The organism is Capnocytophaga sp. oral taxon 863 str. F0517 (assembly GCF_000466425.1).
GTDB lineage: Bacteria > Bacteroidota > Bacteroidia > Flavobacteriales > Flavobacteriaceae > Capnocytophaga.
In genome coordinates this window covers 1-443 of the sequence record NZ_KE992110.1, presented here as the reverse complement: position 1 = coordinate 443, position 443 = coordinate 1, and the positions used below count along the sequence as shown (strand labels likewise).

General features: G+C 39.1%; 1 pseudogene. It reads right to left on the bottom strand.

Going from position 1 to position 443, the window contains the following annotated elements:
- Nucleotides 1-443, bottom strand: a pseudogene (locus tag HMPREF1551_RS03685) (relaxase); the annotation flags it as partial.

Genomic DNA, 443 nt, shown 5'->3' with positions numbered 1-443 from the left:
GCTGAGAACCATTATACACACATCGGCTGTTGTGATCAATAAAGGTTACTCCATACGTTCTCCCCTTTTTGTTTTCACGGAAGACAACCTCTATCCCTTTTGCTTTTAGTTCTTGAACAAATTCACTTTTACTATGAGTTGTTTCTTTGGCAAAGGTGATATGCGCCTTTAAGGAAGTGGTGTTTTGTCCTTTTAAGTGATCTTGTTCCTTTTGTAAATGTTTTTCGATATAAGGTAAGCTCAGTGTTTTGCCGAGCTTGGAGGCTTTAAAAGGATGGCTTGCCTTATTGCCATTTTCATCCAATACCACATATACCAAGCCCTTTTTAGGAACGCCTTGCAGTTCGCCTTCTACCTTTTCTACCGCTATGTTAAACTGATTGAGCAAGGCGTTAAATGCTCCTAACGAGGCAAAATGATAGTGTTTTAGCAATTGTTTTACA